We start from the raw sequence: 22,545 nt of genomic DNA on the forward strand, positions 1-22,545 counted from the left end.
CGTGCGCCGCGGAGGCGGCCGTGGTCCGGCTCAGGGGTGCCGGGGCGGCGGAGCGCCCAGGCCGAGGGCCGGCAGCAGGGCCGTGTCGACGAACCGGACCAGGTACTCGGCGTCGGCGTAGCGGCCTTCCAGGAGCGGCCGGATGCGCAGCACGCCCATCAGCTGGGCCGGCAGGAATTCCACGGCGGGATGGTCCGCGCTGATCTCGCCCCGCTCCACCGCCCGTTCGATCATCGCGTCGTAGGCGGCCAGCTCCGGCTCGACGAGCGCTTCGCGCAGGGCCGACTGGAGTTCCTCGTCGCAGAGCACGGCGTGCCCCAGGGCCTGGGTGAGCCGCGTGTCGCGGCCCGAGGTGAAGGCCGCGGTCCGGGCCGTTTCGCGCAGGTCGCCGGCGAGCGATCCGGTGTCCACCGCGGCCACGGCGCCCTGGCGGTTCGCGCGCAGCGCGGCGGCCACGAGTCGGGGCTTGGTCTGCCACTGCCGGTAGAGCGTGGACTTGCCGCAGCTCGCCCGGGCCGCGACGCGTTCCATGGTCAGGGCGTCGTAGCCGTGTTCGCGCAGCTCGTCCAGGACCGCCTGGAAGAACTCCTGCTCCCGCTCCGGTGTGATCTTGGAGCGGCGCGAACTGGTCGGCGTCATGGGGTGCGGCTCTCCTCGGGATCCCTCTGCGACAGGTTCCGTATGCAGTCTAGGGGAACACCCGCGTATCGATACAGCCTCGTATCGATACGGTAGTGTACCGATACGCGAGTGTATCGATTGGGTGCGACAGGAAGAAGGGCCGGCGATGACCGCCCACAGCATCGAGGCCGGCCCGCCGGCAGGACCGGGGGCGGCGCGCCGCCGCCTCATACGCGAGCTGCTGCTCGTCGCCGTGCTCTTCGGCGTGTACAAGGCGGGGCGGACCCTCTCGGCGGACCGTACGGACGACGCCTTCCGCAACGCCGAGTGGATCTGGGACGCCGAGCGCGCCCTCCACCTGCCAGGCGAGGGCTCCGTCCAGGGGCTGCTGCTGAACGGGGGCTCCCTCGTGCACGCCGCGAACACCTACTACGCGGCCGTCCACTTCCCCGCGACCGCCCTCTTCCTGGTCTGGCTCTACCTGCGCCGCCCGGACCACTACCGGTGGACCCGCCGGGTGCTGACCCTCCTCACCGGCGCGGCCCTCGGCCTCCACCTCGCCCTCCCCCTCGCACCGCCGCGGATGCTCCGGGCCGCCAGCCTGGTCGACACCGCGCAGGTCTACGGGCCCTCCGTCTACGCCGCCTCCCCCGCCGGGGACACCACGGCCAACCAGTTCGCGGCCATGCCGTCGCTGCACTTCGGCTGGGCCCTGATGCTCGCCCTCGGGATGATCGTCGCCACCCGTTCCCGGTGGCGGGCGCTCTGGCTGCTGCATCCGCTGGTCACCCTGCTGGTGATCGTGGGCACGGCCAACCACTACTGGCTCGACGCGCTGGTGGCCACCCTGTTGCTCGGCGCGGCCCTCCTGCTGGTCCCCCGCCCGCAGGAGACCGGCGGAGCCACCGACGAAGGTGCCGGTGAAGGCCCCGGCGGAATCCGTGGTGAGGGCCCCGGCCCAACGGCCGCCCGGGCCGCGACCGGGCCGCGGGTCCCCGCACCGGGCCTGCCGGGCCCCCGGAAGGCTCCCGCCGAGCCCGTCGCAGGGGGCGTGCGGTGAACGCCACCGCTCTCGCCGTCGGCCTGAGCCTCGCCTCCTCCCTGGCCTATGCCTCCGCCGCCGTGGCACAGGAAAGGCTGGCCCGGACCTCCGGAGCCCGGACCGCCCGCGCACTGCTCGGCCACGGCGGCTGGTGGTGGTCGGCCTCGCTGAACGCCGGCGCCGCACTGCTGCACGCCGCCGCACTGCGCTACGGCCCGCTCACCCTGGTCCAGCCGCTGGGCGCGCTCACCCTGGTCGCCGCCGTGCCGCTCGGCGCGCGGCGGGCCGGCCGCCGGGTCTCCGGCACCGAATGGCGCGGCACCGCGGCGACCGTCGCCGGGCTGGCGCTGCTACTGCTCCCCGCTTCCGGACCCGCCCCCGAGGACACGCTCACCCTCGCCGAGGCACTCGCCGTCTCCGGGACGACGACCGCCGTGATCCTGGCACTGACCGCGGCCAAGGCCTCCCGCTCCGGGCTGCGCCACGCCACCGCCTCCGGGCTGGCCTCCGCCGTCGCCTCGGCCCTGACCCAGACCGTGGCCGTGGCCGTGGCTGCCGGGCACGACGGATCGCCGCCCGGTCTCCGGATCCTCGGCGTGGCGCTGCTCGTCGTCTGCTTCGCCGTGGCCGGCCTGCTGCTGTCACAGCGCGCCTACCGGGCCGGACTCGGGGCGCCGCTCGCCGTGGTGAACCTGGCCAACCCGCTCGCCGCGGCCGCCATCGGCATGGTCCTGCTCGGCGAACGGCTCCGGGGCGGGCCGACCGGCCTGCTGCTCTGCGTGGCCGGTGCCGCGGCGGCGGCCCGCGGTGTGCTGCTGCTCACCCGGGCCCCGGCGACACCCGTCCCGACCACCGCACCGGCTCCGCTCCCGCGCGTTCCCGCAGACCAGCCGGGCACGCCGATGGCGGCCGGTCCCGCCAGGGCCGCTTGACCTCAGGCGGCTCCGGTGGGTGACCCCTTCTGCGCGAGCCCTACGGACGCCGCGGGCCGAGGACGCAGAACTCGTTGCCTTCGATATCCGCCAGAACGACCCAGGGCTGATCACCCTGGCCGATGTCGACACGCCGTGCGCCGTGCGCCACCAGACGAGCCACCTCGGCGTCCTGGTCATCGGGCCTGAAGTCGAGGTGCAGCCGGCTCTTGGACTTCCTGCGCTCATCGAGCCGGACGAAGTCCAGCCCCGGCAGCCGGTCCGGCTCCGGGCGGATCTCGAACTCGTCGTCAGAGGAGTGGACCACGACCCAGCCGAGGGCCTCGGCCCACCACCGCCCCAAGGCCACCGGATCTTCCGAGTGCACGACTACCTGTTCCCATTCCAAGGTCATCCGGCGAGCCTAGGTCTTCCGGGCTTCGGAGAACAGGAACGCGGGGGCGGCGCCGGGAGCCGGACCAGACGGTTCCTCAGCTGCCCGAGTGGGCGAACCGGCGCATGATGGCCATCAGTTCGTCCGGCGGGGTGATGCTCATGACCCTGGTCTCCGGGTCGAAGGAGCTGATCGAGGTCAGGGTGCCGGCGCGCCACCAGAACACTCGCGGCGAGATGCGTCCCGGGCCGTCCTCGTAGGCGCCCTGCCCGAACTGCGCGAGGGCGTTGACGGCCTCGCCCACGTGGCTGTCGGCCAGCGGGTAGAAGACGAGGTTGTGCCTGTTCGGGACGGTGAGCAGCACTCCCTCGGCCGGGAGGTCGGGGCCTCCGGCGAGGCGCACGGCTTCCTCGAGGACGAGCGCCTTGCTGGCCGCGAACACCGATTCCGGGTGGCCGAGGATGTGGAGGACCGCGCCGCCCGGGAGGTCGATGGTGTCGTGGTCGGACGGCTCGTCGAGCAGGTTGGCGCGCGCCGCCGTCACGAGGACGTCCCAGTCGACGAGGCGGACCTCGTCGTCGGTGAGGATGCGCACGTTCTCGGGGGTGTCGAGGGCGATGCCCGCCAGCAGGTCGGTGGCCAGCGGGCGCAGATACGTGTAGTACCCCCGCGCTTCGGCGGGTATCGACTCCTCGGCGACGAGCCGCAGGTACACGCTGCGCAGGGGATCCGGTGCGGCGCTCTGGCCGGCGGGGCGTGACAGGTCGGTCATACGGGATTCCTTCGGGTGTGCCGTGGGCCGCGGCGGTCGGACGGCGTCGCGGCGCGAGCCCCGTCCTCGACGTGCTCGCCCGGCGGGCCGTGGCCGGCGTTCTCGGCCCGGCGCTCGGCTCCTCCAAGGAGGGCCGCTCGCCTCGGGCGTGGGACGGGTGGACAGGACGGGGCGCCGACTGCTCTGCGGCTCGAGCCCTGGTCGGGAGCCTGGTTCGTACGCCAACCTACCGCGTCTGCCGCGCTGTTCACCGACAGGGGCCGGACCGGGCCCCGACCCAGGGCAGGGCAGGGCAGGGTGAGTACCGCGATCACGGCGCACGGGCGTACGCGGAGCCCCGGGCCGACTCTTCAGGAGGGGTGGGCGGGTGGCGGAATGCGGGCCACGAGTTCCCCCGCCACCCGGATGAGCCCTCGGGCGGGTGGAAGCCGAACCCGAGCTCGGGGGGCCGGGGCCCCGCCGGTGCGTGCGGAGGTCAGGGCACGAGGACGGCCTTGCCGCGGTTGCGGTGGGCTTCCAGGTCTGCGTGGGCCCGTGCCGCCTCCGTCAGGGCGTACGTACGCCAGATCGGAACGGTGATCCTGTCGGCAGCGGCCAGTCGCACCAGCTCCGGCAGGGCGTCCCCGGCCTGTTCGCCGGCGCCGGAGCTGAAGCGGACACCGTACTGCGCGGCGGACAGGTCGGCGATGGTGACGACGTGTGCGCTGTCGCCGGTCAGGGCGACGGAGTCGGCGAGCACGCCGGCGCCGGAAGCGTCGAAGACGAAGTCGACTCCCCGCGGAGCCACGGCCGTCACCCGCTCCACCCAGCCGTCGCCGTAACGGACGGCCGTGGCACCGAGTGCGGTGCTGCGCTCGATGTCGTGTGCACCGACCGTTGTGATGACGGTGATGCCGCGGGCCACGGCGAGCTGCACCGCGAGGGTGCCCACGCTGCCGGCGCCGCCGTGGACGAGCAGGGTGTGCCCCGCCCGCACGCCGAGCCCTCCGAGGACGCGGTACGCGGTACGGCCGACGGTGACCAGTGAGGCCGCGGTCTCCCACGACAGTGCCTCGGGCTTGGCCACCGGCCTGTCGAGCAGCGCGTGTTCGCCGTAGCTGCCGCCGACGGCGGAGCCGAGGACCTCGTCTCCCACCGCCGCACCGGCTCCCTCGCCCACGGCCTCGACCACGCCGGCCGCGTCCAGGCCGGGGATCACGGGAAAGCGGGCGGGAACGGCGCCGGCCATCAGCCCGGAACGGATCTTCATGTCGAGTGGGTTCACGGAGGCGGCCCGTACCCGGATGCGGACCTGGCCCGGGCCGGGTTCCGGCGGGGTGACGTCCGACAGCCGGAGCACCTCCGGGGGGCCGTACTCGGTGAACGTGATCGCCTTGGACATCGGGAACTCCTTGTCAGTCAGTCAGTCAGTCAGTCAGTCAGTCAGACGGTGAGGGTGGGGTAGTCGGTGTAGCCGCGGTGGTCGCCACCGTAGAAGGTCGCCTGGTCCGGGGTGTTGAACGGGCCGCCGACGGCGAGGCGTCGGGGCAGGTCGGGGTTGGCCAGGAACAGGGCGCCGTAGGCCACCAGGTCCGCGCTGCCGTCCTCGACGAGCTTCAGCGCGTCGGCTCCGGTGACGTCGGGGTAGGTGAACGGGTTGAGGACGAACGTGCCGGTCCATGCCTCGCGCAGCTGCGCGGTGAGGCCGCTGTCCGGGCCTTCCATCAGGTGCAGGTACGCCAGGTCCAGGCCGGCGAGCCGGTCCAGCAGGGCGAGGTAGACGTCGCGGGGGTCGTCCTCGGCGATGTCGTTGTACCGGTTTCCGGGTGAGATCCGCAGGCCCACCCTGTGGCCGCCGATCGCCTCGGCCACGGCGGTGACGACCTCGACGGCGAAGCGGATGTGGCCCTCGGTGTCGCCGCCCCAGGCGTCGCCGCGGTGGTTGGTGTTGGGGGCGAGGAACTGGTGGATGAGGTAGCCGTTGGCGCCGTGGATCTCCACGCCGTCGAACCCGGCCTCGACCGCGTTGTGCGCGGCGGTGGCGAAGTCGGCGATCGTCCGCCGGATCTCCGCCTCGCTCAGCTCCTTCGGCGTCACGTACTCCTTCGGCCCCTCGTGCGTGTAGACCTGGCCCTGGGCGGCCACCGGCGACGGCCCCACCGGCACCAGACCGTCGGGCAGCAGGACCGGGTGCCCGATCCGCCCGGTGTGCATCAGCTGCGCGAAGATCACACCGCCCTCGCGGTGCACGGCGTCGGTCACCGTCCGCCACGCCCGCACCTGGCCGGGCGTGTGCAGGCCGGGGGTGTCGGGGTAGCCCTGGCCGACCGGCGAGGGCTGGATGCCTTCCGTGACGATCAGGCCGGCGGTGGCCCGCTGCGCGTAGTACGTCGCCATCAGGTCGGTCGGCTCGGCGCCGGGCCCGTAGGCGCGGCTGCGGGTCATCGGTGCCATCGCCAGGCGGTTCGCCAGGCGCTTGCCGCCCAGGACGACCGGATCGAATGCAGTGGTCATGATGTCTCCCTCGTGAGGGGTGCTCCGCGGTCCCCGTGGCGACCACCCACACCCGTTACCTGCTCGAACAAGTAAATCACCTGTCCGAACAGGTAACTACTCCGGATTCATTCCCGGCGCGCGCCACGAGCCCGAGAACAGCCGTCCACCTGGGGATATTCATTTCGAAAAGAGGACTACTGACTCCAGAGCCCCGCAGCCATGAGCGCGACGGTAGGATCATGCTGATCGAGCAGGAAAGCGAGGGAGCGATGACCGAGTCCACGCCGGGGGCGGGGAACGAGCCCGGGGGCGGGGTACGGGCGGCCTCCGTCCCGGTGCCCGCAGCGGCCGGCGGCGGACCTGTCAGCCACGCGATCTTCCGCTTGGCCCGACTGCACCGCATGTTCGCGGGACAGCTCCTGCGCCGCATCGGCCTGCACCCCGGCCAGGAGCTGGTGATGATGCACCTGTGGGAACTCGGCCCCCAGCGGCAGACCGACCTGGTACGGCTGCTGGACTCCGACGCCGCCACCATGACCCGCACCGTCCGGCGCCTGGAGCAGGCCGGCTTCGTCCGCCGAAGGCCCTCTCCCACGGACAAGCGCGCGTCACTCATCGAGCCCACGGCCGCCAGCCAGGCCCTGCGCCGGGAGGTCGAGCAGGTCTGGAGCCGGCTCGAGGACCTCTCGACGGCGGGACTCACCGATGAGGAGCGCGCAGCGACGCTGCTCGCCCTGGGGCGGCTGGAACAGAACCTCGTGCAGGCCGCCGCTTCCGCGTGCGCGGACACGGAGCGTTAGCGCCCTTCCCCGTCGGCAGAGCCGTCGAATGGCCGAGCCCTCGATTGGTGCGATCGGGCGATGCCCGGTATGGGAAGCATCGCCCGGAGGTGGCGGGACAGCATGCTGAGGCCATGCAGCAACAACAGGACGTATCGACGCAGGCCCGCCACCGCGGCTCCGGGTTCCGGTCCGGCCGCCCGGCCGGGCCGGTCCTGGTCGTCCTGCTCGTCGTACCGCTCCTCGTTCCGCTGCTCGTACTGGGCGCAGCCTTCACCCCGGCCGGCTCCACCGCCCGGGCGGCGCTGGGCCCACAGGTGTCGACCGCGGTCACCGGCGGTCCCGGTTCCGGCACGGCCCTGCGCGGTTTCATGATCCAGTCGTCGGCGCTGGTCGAGGATCCGCCGGAGGAGGTGTCCAAGCCGGGATATGCGACGACCGGCTGGTACCGGGCCGGTCCCCGCTCCACCGTCCTCGCCGCCCTGCTGGCGGCCGGGGTCCACCCCGACCCGTTCCGTTCCACGAACCAGAAGCTGATCCCCGCCGCCGACTTCGAGGTCCCGTGGTGGTACCGGGCCGACTTCTCGGTCACCGGCCCGGAAGCGCGTACGTACCTGGACTTCAGCGGGGTGATCTCCGCCGCCGACGTGTTCGTCAACGGCCGCCGGATCGCGACGGCGGACACCGTCGCGGGGGCCTACACCCGGCACGAGCTCGACATCACCGCTCTGGTCGGACCCGGCACCAACACCGTCGCCTTCCGGATCCGGCCCAACGACCCGAAGAAGCACCTCACCATGGGCTGGCTCGACTGGCTGCAGCCGCCGCCTGACCGGAACATGGGCATCGTCCGCGACGTCGTCGTCCGCCGCAGCGGGGCGGTGGTCCTGCGCGACGCCCACGTCGTCACCGCACTGGCCATGCCCTCGATGGACACCGCCGACCTGACGGTCAAGGCCGGCCTGCGCAACGATTCGCCGGACACCGTCACCGCGCTGATCTCGGGCACGGCCGGCCCCGCGGCCATCAGCCGCCGGGTCACCCTGGCCCCCCGGGAGAGCAGGACCGTCGTCTTCTCCCCCGCCGACCACCCCGGACTCCGCGTGCGTTCGCCGCGCGTGTGGTGGCCGGCCGGAATGGGCGAGCAACCCCTGTACGACCTCGACCTGACGGTGTCGGTGGACGGGACGGCCTCCGACACCACCCGCTCGACCTTCGGGATCCGTGACGTGCGGGCACCGATCGACGCCGACGGCGCGCGGCAGTACCGGATCAACGGCCGCCCGCTGCTGGTCAAGGGCGCGGGCTGGTCCCCCGACGCGTTCCTGCGCTGGGACCGCGCGTACGCCGAGGACCGCCTTGCGTACGTCCGCGACCTGGGGCTGAACACGCTGCGCCTGGAAGGGCGCCTGGAGCCCGACGAGTTCTTCGACCTCACGGACCGGTACGGGATCCTCACGCTCCCCGGCTGGGAGTGCTGCACCAAGTGGGAGGCGGAGTTCAACCCCGACGGGTCCGGGGAGGAGTGGGACGAGGCCGACCACGCCGTCGCCCGGGCCTCGATGGCCGCCGAGGCCGCCCGGCTGCGCCACCACCCCAGCGTGGTCTCGTTCCTCATCGGGAGCGACGCCGCGCCGAACGCGGAGATCGAGTCGGAGTACCTCGAAGCGCTGACGGCCGCCGACTGGCAGGTGCCCGTGGTCCCTTCGGCCTCCGGGGCGTCGGCACCGCTCAGCGGCCGTTCCGGGATGCGGATGACCGGCCCCTACGACTGGGTGCCGCCCGGCTACTGGTACGACAAGCGGGCCGGCGGGGCCACCGGTTTCAACTCCGAGACCAGTGCCGGTCCGAGCATCCCCACCCTGGACACGCTGCGCCGGATGCTGACCCCGGCCGAGCTGGAGACCCTCTGGAAGGAGCCGTCCGCTCCCCAGTACCACCGCTCCCCCTCGCGCACCTTCTCCACGCTCGCGCTGTACGACGCCGCGCTCGCCGGCCGCTACGGGAGCCCGACGGGGCTCGGCGACTACCTGCGGAAGGCGCAGCTGGCCCAGTACGAGAACGTGCGGGCGCAGTTCGAGGCGTACTCCCGCAACGCCAAGGACACCGACGCGCCGGCGACGGGCGTCATCTACTGGATGCTCAACAGCGGCTGGACCTCCCTGCACTGGCAGCTCATCGACCGTTACCTCGACCAGAACGGGGCCTACTTCGGCGCGAAGAAGGCCAACGAACCCCTCCATGTGCAGTACGGCTACGACGACCGGGCCGTGAGCGTCGTGAACAACCGGACGACGGACGCCTCCGGGCTGAACGCCCGTCTCACGCTCTTCAACCCCGACGGGACCCAGAAGTACGACCGCACGGTGAGCGGGGTGAGCGTCGAGGCCGGCGGGGTCACCACGACCTCACTGACCGTCCCGGCCACGGTTCCCGGCCTGGACACCACCCACCTGGCCCGGCTGCTGCTCACCGACGGCGCCGGCCGGGAGCTGAGCCGCAACGTCTACTGGCTCTCCACCCGCGATGACCTCGTCGAACACGACGACACCGACTGGTACCACACCCCCACCACCTCCTACGCCGATCTCACCGGGCTGAACCCGATGGCCCCGGTCTCCCTGGACACGACGGCCACGACGACGGTCACCCCGTCCGGGACGTCGACGACGACCGTGACGCTCCGCCACCCGGGCACCACGAAGACCCCGGCGCTGTTCACCGACGTCGACCTGGTGTCCGAGCACGGAACTCCCCTGCTGCCCGTCCGCTGGAGCGACAACCAGATCACGCTGTGGCCAGGCGAATCGGTGAGCTTGACCGCGACCCGCCGGACGGCCGGGCCGGGCGAGGCCACCCCGCGCGTACGGGTCTCCGGGTGGAACGCCCGGACCGCCACCGTCCCCTCCCGCTGACGAGGCCGCCCGCCGACGACCGCGGTGCGTCCGCGTCCGTCGCCTCCCGGTGTCCACCCGGCCTGCCCGCGGCGGCTCGTCCGTGGAAGACTCGCACGCCCGGGCGGGACCGTTCCCGGGGCCGGTAGCGATGCGATGCGGCGCGGCGCGGCGCCGCGTGCGGAGGGGATGAGGGCAGTCATGGCGGACCACGACCTGACCGGCTACGAGAAGACCACGTTCACCCACGAGGGGACCGGGCGCCGCGTCCTGCGACGCGGCAGCGGGCCGGCCGTGATCGTGATGGCCGAGATCCCTGGCATCACGCCGAAGGTGCTGGAGTTCGCCGACCGCGTGGCGGCCATCGGCTGCACCGCCGTACTGCCCGTGCTGTTCGGGGAACCCGGCCGTGACCCGCATCCCGATGCGCGCGGCCGGCTGGGCACCGCACGGTACTCGGCCTCCTCGATCGCGCAGGTCTGCGTGAGCCGGGAGTTCACCCTGCTGGCCACGGGCCGCAGCTCGCGGGTCGTATCGTGGCTGCGTGCGCTGGCCGCTCACGAGCACGAGCGGTGCGGCGGCCCGGGAGTGGGAGCCGTCGGCATGTGCCTGACCGGGGGTTTCGCCCTGGCGATGGCCACCGACCCGCGGATACTGGCACCGGTGCTGTCCCAGCCGTCGCTGCCGGTGCCCGTCTCGCCCGGCCGCTCGCGGACGATCGACATCAGCCCCGCGGAACTGGCCGTCGTACGGGGGCGCTGCGAGCGGGAGGGCCTGCAGGTCATGGGGCTGCGCTTCCGGGGGGACCGGTTCGTGCCGGGCGACCGGTTCGCGTTCCTGCGGCGTGAGCTGGGCGAGGCGTTCGTCGCCGTCGAGCTGGACGGCGCCGCCGCGAACCCCGAGGCCGTACTGCCCCCACACTCCGTGCTGACCGAACACCTGATCGACGCTCCGGGCGAACCCACCCGCGCAGCGCTGGAGCAGGTGCTCGCCCTGTTCCGCACCCGGCTTCTGGGAGGGGCGGGCACCGGCGCCGCCTGAGCGACCGGGTCGCCGCGGCGGCGGCCCGGAGCACGAGGGAATCGGTCACGACCGGTTCGTGGGCGGCAGGGTCGCGGGGCCGGCGCACGTTCGGCGCAAGGCGCGCGGCGGCGGTCGCGCTGCCGGCCGGCCGGGCGGGTGGGCCACGACCTGCCCGTTCGGGTCCGGGCGGCGTGTCGTGCGCGGGCCTGGAGGCGGGAGCCGGGATGTCGGCGCACCGGGTCGCGGCTACGGTCCGAAGACATGACGGACACACGCGATCAGCGTTCCGGTGCCACCCGTCGCGCCCTGCTCGTCGCCGGGGCGGGTGCGGCCCTCGTCGCGGGCTGCGGCCGTGGCGACGGAGCACCCGGTGCTCCGGCAGCCGCCACCGGCGGCTCCGTGACGCCGACTCCGGCCGCGAAGAACATCACCCCGGGCGCGATGACGCTGTTCCGGGACCCGGGGTACAACTTCAACGGGCTGCTCGCACTCGGTGCCGCCGGTGCCGGTGCCTCCGAGGTCGGCGAGGTCCTCACCGCCGTGAACGCGATCAATGGGGCGGGGCTGGGCGCGCAGACGTTCGTGAAGACCTTCCGGGAACTCGGCGACCGGCTGCTGAAGGCACCCCCGGGCGCCCCGGCCGACGGCCGGACCAGGCGCTTCCGGGCGCTGCGTGCCGCCCAGTACTACGGCCAGGCGCTGTTCTTCGTCCTCGGTTCCGATGACCCGGGCAGCGAGGAGCGGCTGTACCGGGCGGGCCGCGCCGCCTGGGACGCCTTCTGCGACCTGTGCGAGCCCGCCCCGGTGAAGGCGGCCGTCCCGTACGGTGCGACGCCCCTGCCGGTGTGGTTCTTCCGCCCCGACCTGTCGAACACTCCCCGGCCCACCGTGATCCTGACCAACGGCAGCGACGGCCAGAACGTGGACATGTGGACGTACGGGGTCCCCGCCGCGCTCGAACGCGGCTGGAACGCCCTGGTCTACGACGGCCCCGGGCAGGGGCAGCTGCTCTTCGTCGACCGGGTCGTGTTCACTCCCACGTGGGAGAAGGTCGTCACGCCCCTCGTCGACTGGCTGGCGGCCCGGCCCGATGTGGACCGAAACAAGATCGCCCTGACCGGGCTGAGCATGGCCGGGGACCTCGCCCCGCGGGCGGCCGCGTTCGAGAGCCGGATCGCCGCCCTGGTCGCCATGCCCGGCTGCGTGGAGCCGTGGCTGGGCTTCCCGCCCGAGATCCGGCAGATCCTCACCCCCGACCGGGAGGAGACCAACCGCATCTGGAACGAGGAGGTCGTTCCCGAACTGCCCCCGGACGCGGCGGCCACGATGAAGAAGAGGTTCGAGCCGTTCTCCGTCCCGGCCATGCTCCAGGCCCGCCAGGGGAAGCTGTTCACCGATTTCTACACGCCCGCCACCCGGGTCCGGGCCTTGTCGATCACCGACGTGGTGCCGCGCATCAAGGCGCCCACCCTGGTGCTGGATTACGAGGGCGAGCAGTTCTACCCCGGCCAGCCCCGCCGGATGTACGACGCCCTCACCTCGCCGAAGGACTACCTCGAGCTGACCGCGGCGGAGGGTGCGCAGCTCCACTGCTCCCCCATGGCCCCTCAGCTGCACTGCGAGGTCGTTTTCGACTGGCTGGAGGAGAGGCTGTCGGGCTCGTGACCCCGCGGCGCTCCCAGGCCCTGGCCGACGGGGTGCACTTCCTCCCCGAGCCCCTTCGTCCACGTCCGCAAGGGCCGCAGGACGCCGTCCGCTTCTGCCCAGAGGGTGATGGACACGGCGCGGTGGACGGTGCCGTGGGTGCTGATGAACTCGCGGTACCGCTTGAGCGCGGCGGGCCGGCTCTGCCAGATGCCCTCGACGACCGGTCGGCCGGGCCGGACCGTCGTCGTCACGTGGAACCGCCGGTCGGCGCCGGGCGCACCGCCCTCCCGGCCGCCCTCGTCGCCCGCGCTCGCGACGGCGGCGCGGCCTGCTGTGCGAGGAGTGTGTCCATCCATCGGCTGCCTTCCTTCGTCGTGGGCTGCTCGCAGACTCTCATCCGCCTCTGACAGCGGGCCCGTCCGGCGTCTTCGCGTAGGAGGGGGGACTCCATTGCGCCCTGGGCACGGCCGGCGGTCATGGCACGGGAAGTCGGGACTTGACACGCGCACGGTTGCGGCGTGCCGGCCGACGGGCCCCGTGGTTCCGCCGCCTCGGACTGTCAAGCCCCGAGATGCAGGGACGTGCCCCGCCCGGCCGCGCGGGGCCTACTGGAGGCAGGCGCAACGAGCGCCGGACGAGGTCCCCGCAGGCCGATGCGGCCGGCACGTACGACAGGAGTCAGCGATGGCGATGGTAGGGCTGTTCTGGATCACCGAGGACGCGGTGTACGTGGGTTCCCCGCCGGGCACGGAGGGGCACGGCGTCCGCGTCACCTCGCACGGGGTGCACGCGCGGGGCCCGGACGGCGACCGGTCATGGTCGTGGTCCGGCCTGCGTTCCGCCGTGGTGGAGGCCGCGCCCGTGGTGGGCCCCGCACGGGGCGCGGGCCGCTTCCTGGCGGCCGTGCTGGAAGCGGTGGTCACCATGGGACCCGTATGCGTGGGCGCGGAACCACCTCGGATGTTCCTGGTCCTGGAGACGGAGGACGGCACGGCCGAGGTGCCGGTGCCGGCCGCGACGGCCGGCTACACCTCTCGGGAAGTCTCCCTGTCGCAGCGCCTCCTGGCCCGCTTCCGGGAAGGCGCGGCAGATCCCCGGACCCTCCGGGCCTGGAGCTGGGACCACGGCGGCACACCGAAGCCGAGCGAGCGCGAAGCCCTTCTGCGGGAGTGGACGGACGCCTGAGGCGCGTCGGACGAACCGGTGGGCGGTCCGGGCGACATGGGAGGGAGGTACATGAAACGCCTCTGCAATGACCGCGATATCCGGTCGGCTCTGGCAGAGTCGGTGCCTGTGGAGCGGCGCGCGAAGGCAGGTGCCCCATGCGCCCAGTGACCCGGGATGTGCCATGAGCGACGCAGCAGGCGACGCGGGGGGCGGGGCCGGCCGGAACACCGGTCGGCGCGCCGAGGGCGCGGGACCGTTCACCACCCGGCTCACCTGGCGGCCTCCCGGTGGCGGCACCGCCGTGTGGGAGTCGCGGCCCGCCCGTCGGCTCGGAGTCATCGCCGTCCGCCCGCCCGGGGCCCCCGCCGGCGGGCACACCCGCGCCGATCCGGCCGCCCTGCGGAGGCTGCGCGGGCTCAACACCCTTGCCGCCACCGCCTTCATCATCGGCGGAGCGCTCTTCGCGGCCGGCGCCGCCGTCGCCCAGTTCGGCTCCGGCGACGCCACCACGTGCGCCTCGGTCTATTTCGCCGGCGGTCTGTTCTTCAACACGGGCGGCTACGTCTCGCTGCTCCAGGTCGTCAACGGCCCCCGCCACCTGCCCGGCGGCGAGGGCCGGCTGGTCACGTCCGGCTGGCGCTGGTGGAGCTACGAGCCGACCCGGGTGGACTGGCTGAGCACGTTCGTCCTCCTCGTCGGCACCCTGGTGTTCGCCGTCGATCTGCTGGACTCCTTCCTCCAGGGACTGACCGTCCAGCAGGTCAACCGGCTGGTCTGGGCGCCCGATGTGATCGGCTGCGCCCTCTTCCTGATCTCGGGTCACCTCGGGTTCGTCGAGATCTGCCACCGGCCGTGGCCCTGTCTGCGCAGCCGCAGCCTCGGCTGGTGGATCGTCGCGGTGAACCAGCTCGGGTCCGTGCTCTTCATGGTCTCGGCGCTGGCCGCCTACACCCGCCCCGCCACCGGCAGTCTGATCAGCACCGACATCGCCAACTGGGGCACGCTGCTCGGCGCTTCCTGCTTCTCCCTCGGCGGCTTCCTCCAGCTGTACGAACACCCCTGAGGAGCGCCCGCCACGTGGGACGGCCGCCGGGTGCGTCGCCGCGGACCTGGGTTCGCGCAGGGCTGTGCTCCCGGGGTGGGCAGGTTGCTCGGCGAGCATCGCGATGCGGCGGTCCCGGTCAGCAGGTGAGTCTGGTCCCGATCCGGTAGCGCAGTTCCCGGGCGGCGTCCCTGACCTCCTCCGGCTGTCCGGCCGCGTCCAGCTCCGCCAGCAGCACCATCAGCGCACGGGCCTCGCCCTCGCGCAGCAGGGGCCGGCGCGGCTCTGCTGCGTCGGGGTCCAGCAGTCCGTCCAGCAGGTAGGTGTCCATGCCCCAGCAACCCTCCGGCCGGCCGGAGGGTCACGGGGCCCGGGTGCGGCTGACGGCCGGGGGCGGGCCGTCGGGCAGGTACGGACAGCCGGAATTCGTCATCCGTTCGGGCCGCCCGGTGGCGCACACGAGTGCCTGCGCATGCGGGGAGGGGCGGGCGCGCGGAGCCTGGAAGCCGCAGGCTCCGGGACGGATGGCGAGGGCGATGATCGTAACGGTGGTGTCGATGCCGGAGGTGACCGTCACCCGTACGGATGCGGCGGAGGCCCGCGACCGGCTGACCAACGACCGTTTCGTGCTCGTCGACGTCGAACTGCCGGACGAGGACGAACAGCGGGAGAGGGAGCGGGAGAGGGAGAGGGAGCCGGACGGGCGGGAGGCGGGAGAGGAATCGGTCGCCGATCGGCTGGGCCTGGACACCGCGGGCATGGACTGGTTCGGGAGGGCCCATGAGCCCCCTCGGGCCGAGTACCTGGGGGACCGGGCGGGGTTCGTCGTGCCCGTGGTGCATGAGGAGCGGGTCGTCCACCTCCACGTGGCGGTGAGCGAGACCTTCCTGGTCACCGTGCACCGGGGCCGGGCGGACCTGGCCGAACGCATCACCGAGGCCCTGCTGCACGAGCGGCCCCCCGACACCGTGGCCGTGCTCTTCCTCCTGCTCGGCGAGGCTCTGGGCACCTTTCGCCGGGCCTCTGTGCGGGCCCTGCTGGAGGCGGAGGAACTGGAGGACGACATGTTCGAGGAACGGAGCCCCGAGCAGGTCTACCGGCTGGCGCAGCTGCGCCGCCAGTCCGCCCGCCTCCACCACAGCCTGCGTCCGTTCCTGGAGGTCCTCGACGAGGTCCTTTCCCGGCGGATGATGAGCCGCAGCTTTCCCAAGGAGCGGCAGCGGCTCGTCCGGGAGTTCCTGACCAGCGCGCGACTGGTGCTCGCGGACATCGAATCCCTCCAGGAGGCCACCCGCCGGGCGTTCGCCAGCTATTCCTCGCTCATCGCCGGCGAGCAGAACGGTGTGATCAACCGGCTGGCCATCGTGTCGGTGGTCTTCCTGCCGCTTTCGTTCCTGACCGGGTTCTTCGGAATGAACTTCACCTTCCTGACGGACAACCTGGAGAGCGAGGACGAGTTCTGGCTGCTCGCCGTGGGCTTGCAGGCGCTCGTCCTGTTCATCTCGCTCTACGTGCTGCACCGCACCCGGATCTGGCGCAGGCTGCGCGAGGACGACTGACCGGTCCGGCAGGCCCGCCCGGTCGGCCCGCGCTACTCGGCCCGCAGTGCGGCCAGCCGCTGTTCGAACGGCACCGGTTCGAAGCCCTCCGCCGGAACCGAGCGCATCGAAGTGATCGCGCCCGTGAGCGAGCGGGGCGCGATCGCGGCCGCGGTGTCCACGTCCGGGGCGGAGTCGACGCCGGCGGGCGCCATGAAGCGTGCCAGTTCCGCGCCCGCGCGGGTGATGCGCTGCGCCAGGCCGTTCTCGCCCCAGTCCTCCGAGGCCGCGTACACGGCGGTCGGCAGGACGAGCGCGCGCAGGTAGGTGAAGAGCGGGCGCATCGCGTGTTCGGTGACCAGGGAGTGCCGGGCCGTTCCGCCGGTCGCGCCGAGGAGCACCGGCTTGCCGGTGAGGGCGTCCTTGTCGATGACGTCGAAGAAGGACTTGAACAGGCCGCTGTACGAGGCCGCGAACACCGGGGTCACGGCGATCAGGCCGTCCGCGGCGGCCACCGCGTCGAGCGCGGTGGCCAGCCGGGCGGCCGGGAACCCGGTGACGAAGTGCCGGGCGATCTCCGTGGCCAGGTCCCTCAGTTCGATGACTTCGAGGTCGGCGTCCGCGTGGCGCCGCGTCGCGGCCGCGAGCCGGTCGGCGAGCAGCCGGGTCGAGGAGGGCGAGCTCAGGCCCGCCGATACGACGACGAGCTTCATGCCTGTGCCGCCTCCTTCGAGGTCTCCCGGGCCGCGGCGACGCGGGCCGCGTGCGTGGGCGCGTCCGGTACGCCGGCCGGGCGCAGGTTCGCGAACTCCTTGCGGAGGACCGGTACGACCTCTTCGCCGAGGAGGTCGAGCTGCTCCAGGACGGTCTTCAGGGGCAGGCCCGCGTGGTCCATCAGGAACAGCTGGCGCTGGTAGTCGCCGACGTAGTCCCGGAAGGACAGGGTGCGTTCGACGACCTGCTGCGGCGAACCGACGGTCAGGGGGGTCTGGGAGGTGAACTCCTCCAGGGAGGGGCCGTGGCCGTAGACGGGTGCGTTGTCGAAGTAGGGGCGGAACTCGCGGACCGCGTCCTGGGAGTTCCTGCGCATGAAGACCTGGCCGCCCAGGCCGACGATGGCCTGCTCGGGGGTGCCGTGCCCGTAGTGGGCGTAGCGCTGCCGGTAGAGGTTCACCATCTGCTTGGTGTGGGAGGCCGGCCAGAAGATGTTGTTGTGGAAGAAGCCGTCGCCGTAGTACGCGGCCTGTTCGGCGATCTCCGGCGAACGGATGGAGCCGTGCCAGACGAAGGGCGCGACGCCGTCCAGCGGGCGCGGGGTGGAGGTGAAGGACTGCAGCGGGGTGCGGAACTTGCCCTTCCAGGTGACGACGTCCTCGTCCCACAGGCGGCGCAGCAGGGCGTAGTTCTCGATGGCGAGGTCGATGCCGTCGCGGATGTCCTTGCCGAACCAGGGGTAGACCGGGCCGGTGTTGCCGCGGCCCGTCATCAGGTCGACGCGGCCGTCCGCGACGTGCTGGAGCATCGCGAAGTCCTCGGCGATCTTCACCGGGTCGTTCGTGGTGATCAACGTCGTGGACGTGGAGAGGATCAGGTTCTCGGTGCGCGCGGCGATGTAGCCGAGCATGGTCGTCGGCGAGGAGGGGACGAACGGCGGGTTGTGGTGCTCGCCGGTGGCGAAGACGTCGAGGCCGACCTCTTCGGCCTTCTGCGCGATGGCCAGCATCGCCTTGATCCGCTCGTGCTCGCTCGGCGCGCGTCCGGTCGTCGGATCGGGTGTGACGTCACCGACGGTGAAGATCCCGAACTGCATGGCTCCCCTTCCAAAGTTGTTTACGATTCAACTATACCCCGGAACGGCAGATGCGGCGGTCGTATTCCCGAGGGAGCGCGGGAGGGGGTGCGGGACCCGTCGGCGGGCCGTCAGCGGAGCGTGGGTTCGGGCGCGAGGTGCTGCTGCAGCCAGTCGGCGGCGGCCCGCCGGTAGAGGCGGCGGTTGTCCGCCCGGAGGAACTCGTGGCCCTCGTTGCGGAGGGTCAGCAGCTCGGCCGGCACCCCGCGGTCACGGGCCGCGCGGACGAACTGTTCCGACTCCGTCGGGGGCACGTTGGTGTCGTGCTCGCCGTGGACGGCGAGGACCGGTGCGCGCAGGCGGTCGATGCGGCTCATCGGGGACAGGGCGCGCAGGAGGGCCCGGTCCTGTTCGGGATGGCCGTACTTGGCGGCCGCCGACTGGGCGATCCACGGCTCGGTCCCGGAGAAGAAGGTGGCGAAGTCCGACATGCCGCAGACGGCGACTCCGGTACGGAACAGCTCCGGGTGCCAGACCAGCGAGGCCATGGTCAGGTAGCCGCCGTAGGAGCGGCCCATCACCGCCAGCCGCAGCGGGTCGGCGTACCCCTCGGCGACCAGGTGCGCGGCGCAGTCCGCCACGTCCTCGATGGCGGCGAAGCGGCCGGTACCGAGGTCGGCGTCCACGAAGGAACGCCCCCACCCCGAGGAGCCCCGGACGTCGGGGGCGAAGACGTCGAGCCCGCGGCCGAGGATCTCGTGGTAGAGCGGGCTGAACACCGGCCGCTCCTGCTCCTCGGGGCCGCCGTGGAGGTGGATCACGCACGGGGCCGGCCTGCCGGGGTCGCGTTCCGGTGCCCGGTAGTACCAGCCGCCGAGCACCAGCCCGTCGCGGGCCCGGCAGCGGAGCGGCACCGGACGGACGGGGGGCCGACCGGGCGGGGCCGCGTCCCGGTCGCTCGCGGTCCAGCCGGTGCGCGCCGGGGCGAAGTCGCCGGTGACCCGCCAGATGCCGGGCCTGCGCATGGAGCCGGACAGGGCGGCGAACAGCCCGCCGCGCGCGACGGGCGCCATCCGGGTCACGACCTCGTGGGGCAGGGGCGACCGGTGGTGCGGACCGAGACGGTCTCCCCCGTCGCCGCCCTGCAGCCCGAGGCTCTCCAGCTCGGTCGCGCCGTGCACGTTCCACGCCAGCAGCGCCCACCGGCCGTGGTCGGGGAGGCTCAGCAGGTCGAGCGCGGTGCCTTGCCGCTCCGCCGCCACGGTCAGGGCCTCCGGGGCCCCGTCCGCGTCCAGCCGGGCCCGCACGAGCGCGGCGAACTCGCGGTCGGCGTCACTGCGCAGCCACAGGTTCCGGGAGTCCGCGGAGAGCCGGCCGATCCACGGGTCTCCGTCGGCGACGTGCAGCCTGAAGGTGATGCGGCCCGAGTCCCGGTCCAGCAGGAGCGCCTCGCGGCGCCCGCGCGGGCCGCGGCGCAGCAGGACGAGGCGGCCGTCGGCGCCGATGTCGCACACCCGCAGCGAGGCGGCGCCCGCCTCGCTGAACAGCCGGAGGGGTGCCCGGGTGCCGTCGGGGTCCAGGAGGTAGGCGGCGAGCCGTCCGCCCGCCTCCGACCCGGCGGGCGCCGCCGTGCCGTCGGGTGCCACGGCGGCGGGGGACGCCGGCGGGGAGGGCGGTGAGGGCGGCGGGGAGGAGGGCCGCTCCGGTACGGGCGGCACGGGGCCGTGCCCGGTCGCCGGTCGGCCGTCCGCCGCCCGGGCGAGCGGTCCCGGGCCCGTCGCGGGGCCCGCCGGTCGAAGGAGGATCGCGTGGCCGTCGCGGTCGGCGAGCCCCTCCGCCGGCGGGCCGCCCTCGGCCGGGCCGGGGTCGGCGTCCTGTGGCATGTGGCCCCCGCCGCGGTGGGCGCCGGCGGCTACGGGCTGCGCGACGGTGACGGCCAGGGAGGCCCCGTCCCGGGTCCAGCAGCCCAGGTGGGCGGAGGCGCCCGGCTCGGCGCCCGCGAGCACCTGTCGGCCGGTGCCGTCCGGCCGGACCACCAGGACGCGGGTGTGCTCGCTGCCGCCCGGCGCCGCGGTGTACGCGATCCACCGGCCGTCGGGCGACCAGGAGACCTCCGTCACGGGATCCGGGTCCGCGTCCAGGAGACGGGCCGCGCCGCCGTCGGCGGGACCGGTCCACAGCTGGGGCACCCCGGACCGGTCGCAGATGTACGCCACGTGGTCACCGGTCGGGTCGGCGGACGGGTACCAGCACCCGTGTGCCGTGAGCACGGTGGGCGGGGCCGCGTTCCCGGTGTCGGCGAGGCGGACCGGGACGGGGGCCGCGGCCGGGTCCGGCACGGGTCCCGCCCCGGCCGCCGCGGCGGGTTCGGGCGCCGTACCGGCTTCTCCCGGGCGTCCCGGCGGCGTACGTGCCGGGCGGGCGGGCGGGGGCGCGGTCCGGGGGCTGCCGGGTACCGGCCCTGCCGTCGTCCGGTGGCCGTGCGGCCCCGGAGGCGCGGCGGACCCGGCCTCGGTGCGCCGGGCCCGGCCCGGCGCGATCGCGTCGGGGGGCCGGGAGCGGTTCTGCCGTTCGGAGCGGTCCAGGGGCATGGCGGGGCCTGTTCGAGGGCTTCCGGGAACTCTCACCGTTCAGTCTTCAGTGTCAGCCGATGCCGTGGGTTTGCAACCAGATCTCCAGCGAGGCCACCTGCCAGAGGGTGCTGGCCCCGCGTTTCGTACGGTGGCGGGCCGGGGCGGCGAGCAGCTCGGCCACCCGGTCCTGGTCGAAGAGGCGGCGCCGGCGGGCCTCGGGGGCGGTCAGGGCGTCGCGTACGCGGTGGAGCACCGGCGGGGCCATGTGCCGGACGGCCGGCACCGGGAAGTAGCCCTTGGGCCGGTCGACGACCTCGCGGGGGAGGATCCGGCGGCCGATGTCCTTGAGCACCCCCTTCCCGTCCTGTGCCAGCTTCAGCTCCGGGGGACAGCGGGCGGCGAGTTCGACCAGTTCGTGGTCGAGGAACGGGACGCGCGCCTCCAGACCCCAGGCCATGGTCATGTTGTCGACGCGTTTGACCGGGTCGTCGGCCATCAGCGCGTGGACGTCCAGGCGCAGCGTCGCGTCGAGCGCGCTCTGCGCGCCGGGGGCCGCCATGTGGGCGTGGACGAAGTCCCGTGAGGCGTCGTGCGCGGCCACCAGGTCGGGATGCAGCAGGGCGGCGACCTCGCCGTGCGTACGGTCGAAGTAGACGTCCTCGTAGGCGCCCGGTGCCTCGGCGCGTGCGGCCGCCGCGATCGGGGGGTACCAGTGGTAGCCGGCGAACACCTCGTCCGCGCCCTGCCCGCACAGGACCACCTTGGCCTCCTTGGAGACCTGTTCCGCCAGCAGGTGGAACGCCACGGCGTCGTGGCTCACCATCGGCTCGCTCATCGCGCCGATCGCCGTCTCCAGCGCGGCGGGAAGGCGGTCGGAGCCGATCAGGAACTGGTGGTGGTGCGTCAGGAACCGCCGGGCGACCACGTCGGAGTACCGGAACTCGTTGCCGTCCTCCCCGTTCTCCGACTCGAAGCCCATCGCGAAGGTGGCCACGTCCTCGTGCCCCTCCTCCGCCAGCAGCGCCACGATCAGGCTGGAGTCCAGTCCGCCGGACAACAGGACCCCCACCGGGACGTCGGCGACCGTGCGGCGCCGTACGGCGGTGCGCAGGGCCTCGTGCACGGCCTCGCGCCAGCGCTCCGGGTCGCCGTCCTCGTCGGCGCGGCGGGTGTACGAGGGCTGCCAGTAGCAGTGGTCGTGGTGCGTTCCGTCGTGCTCGACGACCCGGACCGTGGCCGGCGGGAGCTTGCGGACGCCGTTCAGCACGGTCCGCGGCGCCGGAACCGTGCCGTGCCAGCTGAGGTACTGGTGGAGGGCCACCGGATCGAGGGAGGTGTCGACCCCGCCGCCCGCCAGCAGGGCGGGCAGGGAGGAGGCGAAGCGCAGGCGGTCGCCGTCCTGGGTGAGGTACAGCGGCTTGATGCCGAGCCTGTCGCGCCCGAGTACGACGCGACCGGTGTGGTGCTCCACCACCGCGAAGGCGAACATCCCGACCAGGTGTTCGACGCACCGGCGCCCCCACTGCCCGTAGGCCTTGAGGAGGACCTCGGTGTCGGCCTCGGAGGAGAACCGGTGCCCGAGCCCTTCGAGGCGGTGGCGCAGCTCCCGGTAGTTGTAGATGCAGCCGTTGTAGACGCAGGTGATCCCCAGGCGCGGATCGGTCATCGGCTGGGCGCCGCGGTGCGACAGGTCGATGATCCGGAGGCGGCGGTGGCCCAGGGCCACCGGACCCTGCGACCAGAAGCCTCTGCCGTCGGGGCCCCGGTCCTCCATTTCATCGGTCATGCGTTCGAGCGCGGCGAGGTCCGGACGTCGGCCGTCGAAGCGGACCTCCCCGCTCAGGCCACACATACGGCACCTCCCGCTCCGCTGCCGGA

At 73.2% G+C, this 22,545-nt stretch carries 20 protein-coding genes; 9 read left to right on the forward strand and 11 right to left on the reverse strand.

Annotation, left to right across the window (positions count from 1 at the left end; genetic code table 11):
- Positions 1–30: 30 nt before the first annotated feature.
- Positions 31–639: a TetR/AcrR family transcriptional regulator gene (locus tag AC067U_RS26010; RefSeq protein ID WP_478832182.1), complete on the reverse strand. Its 609-nt coding sequence runs from the start codon at positions 637–639 to the stop codon at positions 31–33.
- Between the two features lie 148 nt (positions 640–787).
- Here AC067U_RS26010 and AC067U_RS26015 point away from each other — a divergent pair, with 148 nt between their 5' ends.
- Complete coding sequence (locus AC067U_RS26015; protein ID WP_478832183.1) at positions 788–1,681, forward strand: phosphatase PAP2 family protein; 894 nt, start codon at positions 788–790, stop codon at positions 1,679–1,681.
- Entirely contained in the window at positions 1,678–2,595 is a 918-nt protein-coding gene (locus AC067U_RS26020; protein ID WP_478832184.1) for a DMT family transporter, read from the forward strand. The genes AC067U_RS26015 and AC067U_RS26020 overlap by 4 nt, the downstream gene beginning before the upstream one ends.
- A 40-nt stretch (positions 2,596–2,635) precedes the next feature.
- Here the strand turns inward: AC067U_RS26020 and AC067U_RS26025 are convergent, their stop codons facing one another.
- The 4 genes from AC067U_RS26025 to AC067U_RS26040 form a co-directional block, all read right to left on the reverse strand.
- Positions 2,636–2,989, reverse strand: a complete 354-nt coding sequence (locus tag AC067U_RS26025) for a VOC family protein (RefSeq protein WP_478832185.1) — start codon at positions 2,987–2,989, stop codon at positions 2,636–2,638.
- Positions 2,990–3,065: 76 nt separating this feature from the next.
- Positions 3,066–3,740: a hypothetical protein gene (locus AC067U_RS26030; protein WP_478832186.1), complete on the reverse strand. Its 675-nt coding sequence runs from the start codon at positions 3,738–3,740 to the stop codon at positions 3,066–3,068.
- A gap of 475 nt (positions 3,741–4,215) precedes the next feature.
- Complete coding sequence (locus AC067U_RS26035; protein WP_478832187.1) at positions 4,216–5,121, reverse strand: NADP-dependent oxidoreductase; 906 nt, start codon at positions 5,119–5,121, stop codon at positions 4,216–4,218.
- Between the two features lie 41 nt (positions 5,122–5,162).
- Complete coding sequence (locus AC067U_RS26040) at positions 5,163–6,233, reverse strand: alkene reductase (RefSeq protein WP_478832188.1); 1,071 nt, start codon at positions 6,231–6,233, stop codon at positions 5,163–5,165.
- Between the two features lie 251 nt (positions 6,234–6,484).
- On the opposite strand from AC067U_RS26040, the gene AC067U_RS26045 reads away from it, so the two are divergent.
- From AC067U_RS26045 to AC067U_RS26060, 4 genes are all read left to right on the forward strand, one after another.
- On the forward strand, positions 6,485–7,015 hold the full coding sequence (locus AC067U_RS26045; RefSeq protein WP_478832406.1) for a MarR family winged helix-turn-helix transcriptional regulator: 531 nt from the start codon (positions 6,485–6,487) through the stop codon (positions 7,013–7,015).
- A 113-nt stretch (positions 7,016–7,128) separates the two neighbouring features.
- Positions 7,129–9,909: a glycoside hydrolase family 2 protein gene (locus AC067U_RS26050; RefSeq protein WP_478832189.1), complete on the forward strand. Its 2,781-nt coding sequence runs from the start codon at positions 7,129–7,131 to the stop codon at positions 9,907–9,909.
- A gap of 180 nt (positions 9,910–10,089) precedes the next feature.
- On the forward strand, positions 10,090–10,929 hold the full coding sequence (locus AC067U_RS26055; protein WP_478832190.1) for a dienelactone hydrolase family protein: 840 nt from the start codon (positions 10,090–10,092) through the stop codon (positions 10,927–10,929).
- Positions 10,930–11,172: 243 nt separating this feature from the next.
- Positions 11,173–12,576 (forward strand): alpha/beta hydrolase family protein, encoded by a 1,404-nt coding sequence (locus tag AC067U_RS26060; protein ID WP_478832191.1) that lies wholly within the window; start codon positions 11,173–11,175, stop codon positions 12,574–12,576.
- Here the strand turns inward: AC067U_RS26060 and AC067U_RS26065 are convergent.
- Positions 12,519–12,914 carry a hypothetical protein gene (locus tag AC067U_RS26065; RefSeq protein WP_478832192.1) on the reverse strand — a complete coding sequence of 132 codons (396 nt, stop codon included), beginning with the start codon at positions 12,912–12,914 and terminating at the stop codon, positions 12,519–12,521. The genes AC067U_RS26060 and AC067U_RS26065 overlap by 58 nt on opposite strands.
- A gap of 328 nt (positions 12,915–13,242) precedes the next feature.
- Between AC067U_RS26065 and AC067U_RS26070 the strand changes: the two genes are divergently transcribed.
- Positions 13,243–13,743: a hypothetical protein gene (locus AC067U_RS26070; RefSeq protein WP_478832193.1), complete on the forward strand. Its 501-nt coding sequence runs from the start codon at positions 13,243–13,245 to the stop codon at positions 13,741–13,743.
- Between the two features lie 163 nt (positions 13,744–13,906).
- Positions 13,907–14,788 carry a hypothetical protein gene (locus AC067U_RS26075; protein WP_478832194.1) on the forward strand — a complete coding sequence of 294 codons (882 nt, stop codon included), beginning with the start codon at positions 13,907–13,909 and terminating at the stop codon, positions 14,786–14,788.
- 118 nt (positions 14,789–14,906) lie between these two features.
- Here AC067U_RS26075 and AC067U_RS26080 read toward each other — a convergent pair whose 3' ends face one another.
- Positions 14,907–15,098 carry a hypothetical protein gene (locus tag AC067U_RS26080; protein ID WP_478832195.1) on the reverse strand — a complete coding sequence of 64 codons (192 nt, stop codon included), beginning with the start codon at positions 15,096–15,098 and terminating at the stop codon, positions 14,907–14,909.
- Between the two features lie 205 nt (positions 15,099–15,303).
- Here AC067U_RS26080 and AC067U_RS26085 point away from each other — a divergent pair, with 205 nt between their 5' ends.
- The gene (locus tag AC067U_RS26085) at positions 15,304–16,326 is read left to right on the forward strand and encodes a magnesium transporter CorA family protein (protein ID WP_478832196.1); all 1,023 of its coding nucleotides are present in this window, start codon (positions 15,304–15,306) and stop codon (positions 16,324–16,326) included.
- Positions 16,327–16,358: 32 nt separating this feature from the next.
- Here the strand turns inward: AC067U_RS26085 and AC067U_RS26090 are convergent, their stop codons facing one another.
- The 4 genes from AC067U_RS26090 to AC067U_RS26105 form a co-directional block, all read right to left on the reverse strand.
- Positions 16,359–17,018: a CE1759 family FMN reductase gene (locus AC067U_RS26090; RefSeq protein ID WP_478832197.1), complete on the reverse strand. Its 660-nt coding sequence runs from the start codon at positions 17,016–17,018 to the stop codon at positions 16,359–16,361.
- Positions 17,015–18,115, reverse strand: coding sequence for an LLM class flavin-dependent oxidoreductase (locus AC067U_RS26095; protein ID WP_478832198.1), 1,101 nt, complete (start codon positions 18,113–18,115; stop codon positions 17,015–17,017). The genes AC067U_RS26090 and AC067U_RS26095 overlap by 4 nt, the downstream gene beginning before the upstream one ends.
- A 110-nt stretch (positions 18,116–18,225) precedes the next feature.
- Positions 18,226–20,433, reverse strand: coding sequence for a S9 family peptidase (locus AC067U_RS26100; RefSeq protein ID WP_478832199.1), 2,208 nt, complete (start codon positions 20,431–20,433; stop codon positions 18,226–18,228).
- 304 nt (positions 20,434–20,737) lie between these two features.
- Positions 20,738–22,519, reverse strand: coding sequence for an N-acetylglutaminylglutamine amidotransferase (locus AC067U_RS26105; protein WP_478832200.1), 1,782 nt, complete (start codon positions 22,517–22,519; stop codon positions 20,738–20,740).
- Positions 22,520–22,545 lie beyond the last annotated feature (26 nt).

Source organism: Streptomyces sp. NPDC043853 (genome assembly GCF_056436025.1).

Coding starts and splice junctions, on each gene's coding strand:
- AC067U_RS26045 (WP_478832406.1), top strand. CDS start 6,485: ATGACCGAGTCCACGCCGGGGGCGGGGAACGAGCCCGGGGGCGGGGTA.
- AC067U_RS26070 (WP_478832193.1), top strand. CDS start 13,243: ATGGCGATGGTAGGGCTGTTCTGGATCACCGAGGACGCGGTGTACGTG.
- AC067U_RS26030 (WP_478832186.1), bottom strand. CDS start 3,740: ATGACCGACCTGTCACGCCCCGCCGGCCAGAGCGCCGCACCGGATCCC.
- AC067U_RS26040 (WP_478832188.1), bottom strand. CDS start 6,233: ATGACCACTGCATTCGATCCGGTCGTCCTGGGCGGCAAGCGCCTGGCG.
- AC067U_RS26025 (WP_478832185.1), bottom strand. CDS start 2,989: ATGACCTTGGAATGGGAACAGGTAGTCGTGCACTCGGAAGATCCGGTG.
- AC067U_RS26035 (WP_478832187.1), bottom strand. CDS start 5,121: ATGTCCAAGGCGATCACGTTCACCGAGTACGGCCCCCCGGAGGTGCTC.
- AC067U_RS26010 (WP_478832182.1), bottom strand. CDS start 639: ATGACGCCGACCAGTTCGCGCCGCTCCAAGATCACACCGGAGCGGGAG.
- AC067U_RS26015 (WP_478832183.1), top strand. CDS start 788: ATGACCGCCCACAGCATCGAGGCCGGCCCGCCGGCAGGACCGGGGGCG.
- AC067U_RS26085 (WP_478832196.1), top strand. CDS start 15,304: ATGATCGTAACGGTGGTGTCGATGCCGGAGGTGACCGTCACCCGTACG.
- AC067U_RS26075 (WP_478832194.1), top strand. CDS start 13,907: ATGAGCGACGCAGCAGGCGACGCGGGGGGCGGGGCCGGCCGGAACACC.
- AC067U_RS26055 (WP_478832190.1), top strand. CDS start 10,090: ATGGCGGACCACGACCTGACCGGCTACGAGAAGACCACGTTCACCCAC.
- AC067U_RS26095 (WP_478832198.1), bottom strand. CDS start 18,115: ATGCAGTTCGGGATCTTCACCGTCGGTGACGTCACACCCGATCCGACG.
- AC067U_RS26090 (WP_478832197.1), bottom strand. CDS start 17,018: ATGAAGCTCGTCGTCGTATCGGCGGGCCTGAGCTCGCCCTCCTCGACC.
- AC067U_RS26080 (WP_478832195.1), bottom strand. CDS start 15,098: ATGGACACCTACCTGCTGGACGGACTGCTGGACCCCGACGCAGCAGAG.
- AC067U_RS26065 (WP_478832192.1), bottom strand. CDS start 12,914: ATGGATGGACACACTCCTCGCACAGCAGGCCGCGCCGCCGTCGCGAGC.
- AC067U_RS26105 (WP_478832200.1), bottom strand. CDS start 22,519: ATGTGTGGCCTGAGCGGGGAGGTCCGCTTCGACGGCCGACGTCCGGAC.
- AC067U_RS26050 (WP_478832189.1), top strand. CDS start 7,129: ATGCAGCAACAACAGGACGTATCGACGCAGGCCCGCCACCGCGGCTCC.
- AC067U_RS26060 (WP_478832191.1), top strand. CDS start 11,173: ATGACGGACACACGCGATCAGCGTTCCGGTGCCACCCGTCGCGCCCTG.